Below are 4,481 nucleotides of genomic sequence, written 5' to 3'. Positions count from 1 at the left end.
AATCGCCGTCTCTACAAGGATCAATCTTTTGTAGAGACGGCGATTTATCGCGTCTCTTGCCTTAATCAAACCGTATTGCATTCAGTGCTGAGTGCTGAGTTAAAAGACCGCCCACTTTCTTGCAGGGTATCAACAGTCAGCTATAATTTTTACTCACTCAACACTCAGCACTCCTGATATTTAGCGCCCAATTTCAACATCTTCAAGGATGCCAAGTGCGTCAGGAGTGAGGACTGCTGCGGAGTAGTAGGCAGTGACAAGGTAGGAGATGATCGCCTTTTCGCTGATGCCCATGAATCGAACAGACAAGCTGGGTTGGTATTCATCGGGGATACCAGTTTGATGTAAGCCGATCACTCCTTGTTTTTCTACACCAGTGCGGAGCAAAAGGATAGAACTAGTGCGGTTATTGGTGATGGGGATCTTATTGGAAGGAAAGATGGGTACGCCTCGCCAAGATGTGACCTGAACGCCGTTGACATCAACGCTTTGTGGATAAAGACCCAGGCGGTTGGCCTCACGACCGAAAGCAGCGATCGTCCGGGGGTGAGCCAGGAAGAATCCCGGCTCCTTCCATACTGTCGCTAACAGTTCGTCCAAGTCGTCGGGGGTAGGTGCGCCGCTACTGCTGTAGATCCGCTGTTTGAGGTCAGCATTGTGCAGCAACCCGAATTCGCGGTTGTTGAGCAACTCGTGTTCTTGACGTTCCCGCAATGCCTCGATAGTCAAACGCAGTTGTTCTTCTGTCTGGTTGTACGGTTCGTTATACAGATCGGCTACCCGCGTACTTACTCGCAACACTGTTTGAGCAATGCTCAACTCATATTCTCTGGGTGTGAGTTCGTAATCGGCGAAGGTTCCGGGCAACTCAGCCTCTTGGGGATGATCGGCTGCCAGTTCAATAGCCGCTTCACCTTGGGCAGTTTGTGGCTGGTTCAGGCGGGTGCGGAACTGTTCAACATGGGTTCCCAATTCCTCGGACTGAGCGATCGCCCTTTCAAACGCCGCTTGGGGTAGTGACAAAATGATGGTTCTAGTAATCGTCTTGAGGGTGTACTGCCAAGTATCCTCCGACTGCACCACAGTTTCATCGCCGAAATGGTCGCCGTCAGCTAGTACATCGTACACAATTTGCTCGCCATACTTGCCAACACCAATTTTGTTGACCTTACCACGAGCAATTAGAATTATGCGATTGGCCGGCTGACCAATCTGGACGATCACGTCGTCTGGGGCGAACTCCTCCTGCACAAACTGGTTTGCCAACCCGGTCAACACGTCAACGTTGTTAAACCCTCGCAGCAAGGGCAACTCAGTCAGTTCCAGGGGAATCACCTGCACTGTTGCTCCGGTGTTGGTGAAACTCACCCGTCCATCACCCACAGAATAACTCAACCGTCGGTTGACTCGATAAGCGCCACCTTTTGTCTGCACCCAGGGCAACAGTTTCAATAACCACCGCGATGTAATTTCCTGAGTCTGCGGTGCAGATTTGGTCGTTGTCGCCAAATTACGCGCCGCTGCTGTACTCAAGGTTAACTGAGGCTGCTGATCTTCCAAATTGGGATCGTTAGAATATGTCACGACTTAATCCTCCACTTTAATTAGTTACTAAAAAAACCGATCTCATGCGATCGCATACTGACCTTGAACGAATGGCAATTGACCGAGTAATGACCTTAAACCCTCATCGATCCAATACGCCTAGCTGAAGTACCCAGCCCTCTGGGCCCGCTAAGTAGCCGCCCTGCTAACGAACTACGCAATTCAAATTCCTTATAGCGGTCTACCGTTATATGCCACTTGAGAACGCCACACATCCACTGCTCTAGTTTCTTGACGTATCCAAGCAGTTTCTCGCGGGTACTTGCATCCAGGTCGAAATCATCGAAAAGGGCTGGCAGTTCGGTGGCGACGATGTGTTGAAACTGGAGCGCCCGAGCGGTCATCAGGTTGTTGACAACCTCAACCGCCTGTGGTGTGCCGCAATTGAGGAAATTCTGAACGACCAGCACGCAGTTATGAATTTCGCCCTCGAATTCGATTTCTTTCTGATATGAAAAGATATCGTTGGTAAAACAGGCGAAGTCGGCGGCGGAATTATCGAGCGATCGCATCGTTCGGGTGCGGTAAATCTCCTGCGGGATCTCGCTCCCCTGAGCCAGTCGGGACAGACTCATTGTCAGATCCGAGCCAAAGGTCTTACGGCGCATTTCAATATAATCTATCGGGTCGGGAATCCGATTTTGGATCTGGTTGGCGAGTTCCCACACCCAGCTGTCAGTCATATCCTGGATTGCGCGGCGGAACTGAGTCCGCGCGTTTGCGGACATGGGGCCAGCTGTGCGAGACCAAATATCTGCCAAGCCGGCTTCCACCGGATTGGTTGGAACCTCGCTGGGGGTAGAGTCATCCAGAGGCATAAACGCCGACAGTCGGGCGTTGAACACTTTTGCACCAGCCATGTTGCGGTTATTCCCGTAGAGTGCCGGGAAGTAATCGTCGGCGTATGTTCCCCAAACAAGCCAGCACGCTGTCAGATTCAGTTCAGGGCCAGATCCATTCGGATGGATCAACGCACCGCATAGCGCTACGTCGGCAACATCAAACTTGTGGTCATCCCAGATGACGGCATCAGGAATCCCAGGTAGTGATTCCAGCATCCCCATCTCACGCGCCCATTCCTTGGAATGCTTCCGCGCAGCATCCAGATGGGGATTCAAGCTTGTAGTGAAGGGCATATAAAACTTCGGCAGTGTTACTGGCCCGACAGCCTGGTATGGAACGTGAGTAAAGCTCTTGAACCTTCCCAAACCCAAGGCGGCGTATAGCGATTCAATGCGCGCAGCCGATGTGCCTAGCCCTGTGGGGCCTCCCAGAAGTGGTGTGGATGTCTGAGAATTGTCTCCTCCCTTGTTCATGTAACGGCTCGATCGCATGTGCCACTCGTGACCGCCCGATTGCCAGTCCTGGAGTCCTTTGATGTAAAGGAGAACGTTCACACGAGCTACTGGGTCTAGTCCGTACTCCTCAAAGAGAGGGGGCAACTCGGTAACGGCAGTGTTATCAAACTGGTATAACCGCGAGGTTAGCAGTTCGTTGGTGAGGTTAGCCGCTTCCTGAGTACTCACATTTAAAAAGCGCTCCAAGACCAGCACGCAGTTAGCGTTCTCACCTTCATCCTCTACTTCTCTTTGGTAGGAGAATAAATCATTGCGAAGATGCACTCCATCGGCAAATGTGTCTTTGAGGATACGCATTGGCCGAGTCGAGGCGATTTGGGCCGGAATCTCTATAAACACAGCGTGTTCGACGAGATCCGCTGACCACGGAGCGCCACCAACTTTGCGGCGCATCTCGATGTATTCGATAGGGTTGGCAACCCGATCTTGGTTGATATTGGCGAGTTCCCACAGAGACTCTTCTAGGAGGTTCTTGGTACTCTCAAAGAATCGAAGTCGCCAATCCACAGATTTAGTAAAGGCAGTGCGAGACCAGAGGTCAGCCAAGCCGCGCTCTACTGGGTTGGTCGGAACCGAAGGGGTATCAGTGGGATGCACTGGCATAAACGCTGGCAATCGGTCAAGGTATTCCTTTGCCCCAGCCATGTCTTGGGTGCGCTTATAGATTTCCAGGAAGTGATCGTCGAAGAAGAACACCCAAACATACCAGTCGGTTACTAGGTCAAGCTCCGCTCCCGGCGCATCTGGATGGGTATAGGAGCAAAGCAAGGCGTAGTCGTGGGAGTCAAATGTATGTTCATCCCAGATAACCGAGCTTTGCGCTTCCTCTTCTGAGCCAAGTATCCCCATCTCGTAGGCCCACGCTTTGGAATGGACTCGTGCCGCTTCCAGGTTTGGGTTCAGCCGTGCGGGCCAAGGCGTGTAAAATTCTGGCAGTTCAAAGGGTTGCATGATCTGCGCGTAATCTCCTCTTGGGTCTTCTTGCTGTCTTTATTTCGTGGCTGATCTGAGTACCGTTGCAGTTTATGAATATCCTCGCCAACCGGATTAAGTCTCCACATTGGTTTGCTTGTGATGGCTTGCGTTAAGGCGATAATACAAGATACTGCTAATTCAAATAACGAGCTATGTACGTTTTATTTGAAGTTCCTTATACCAAAGATAAGGCATTTCAAAAAGCTGTTTAAGTCATTACTTTTTTCCAATGCTGGCAGATTAATTTTTAGTGATTTATTATGGTGTTCTCATAACTTTTCATAGTTTAAAAAAAAAAGCAATCCGTAGATGAAAGCACTTAAACAGATAGTTAAATCAAAAATTTAAGGATAAGAAGACAGTTAAGACAGTTAAGCAGATATTTAAATCAAAAATTTAAGAATAAAAAGACAGTTAAGACAGTTAAGCAGATATTTCAAACATTTAAGACAGTTATTAAAGAATAATTACTAATTGTTAATCCTTTACAACTGGAGTTTAGACTAAAAGCGATATGAGAGAACGCAAACCAAATGGAATTAG

General features: G+C 49.4%; 2 protein-coding genes. Both read right to left on the bottom strand.

All coding sequences use genetic code 11. From position 1 onward, the window contains the following. Window positions 1-180: 180 nt before the first annotated feature. On the bottom strand, window positions 181-1,584 hold the full coding sequence (locus ABF638_RS36725) for a family 2B encapsulin nanocompartment shell protein (protein ID WP_435027677.1): 1,404 nt from the start codon (window positions 1,582-1,584) through the stop codon (window positions 181-183). A 95-nt stretch (window positions 1,585-1,679) separates the two neighbouring features. Further along, entirely contained in the window at window positions 1,680-3,914 is a 2,235-nt protein-coding gene (locus ABF638_RS36720) for a family 2 encapsulin nanocompartment cargo protein terpene cyclase (protein ID WP_435027675.1), read from the bottom strand. Window positions 3,915-4,481 lie beyond the last annotated feature (567 nt).

The sequence above is a fragment of the Nostoc sp. CALU 1950 genome (assembly GCF_051172895.1).
Lineage (GTDB): Bacteria > Cyanobacteriota > Cyanobacteriia > Cyanobacteriales > Nostocaceae > Nostoc > Nostoc edaphicum_A.
Note: the sequence above shows the minus strand (reverse complement) of the source record. Positions and strands in the feature narration are given on the sequence as shown.